The organism is Streptomyces albus subsp. albus, from assembly GCF_000725885.1.
GTDB lineage: Bacteria > Actinomycetota > Actinomycetes > Streptomycetales > Streptomycetaceae > Streptomyces > Streptomyces albus.
In genome coordinates this window covers 1-346 of record NZ_JODR01000092.1, presented here as the reverse complement: position 1 = coordinate 346, position 346 = coordinate 1, and the positions used below count along the sequence as shown (strand labels likewise).

Annotated in this window: 1 protein-coding gene; it reads right to left on the bottom strand. The window is 66.5% G+C overall.

The window, feature by feature from the left end; translation table 11 throughout:
* A partial coding sequence (locus tag IO40_RS34605; protein ID WP_033230696.1) for an acyltransferase domain-containing protein occupies positions 1-346 on the bottom strand: 346 nt, incomplete at both ends.

Here is a 346-nt window from a genome sequence, read left to right as displayed (position 1 = left end):
GGTGAAGGGGAGGGTGGGTTGGTGGTAGGTGAGGGTGTGGAGGGTGTCGGCGAGTTGGTCGAGGATGGGGTCCATGAGGGGGGAGTGGAAGGCGTGGCTCACTCGTAGGCGGGTGGTGCGCCGGCCTTTGGCCCGCCAGAGGGTGTCGAGGTGTTCGACTTCTTCGCTGAGTCCGGAGATGACGACGGATCGGGGGCCGTTGACGGCGGCGAGGGAGACGTGCTCGGTGAGGGTGGGGGTGATTTCTTCCGGTGTGGCTTGGATGGTGAGCATGGTGCCGGTGTGGGGGAGGTTTTGCATGAGGTGGGCGCGGGTGGTGATGAGGGTGGCGGCGTCTTGGGGGGTG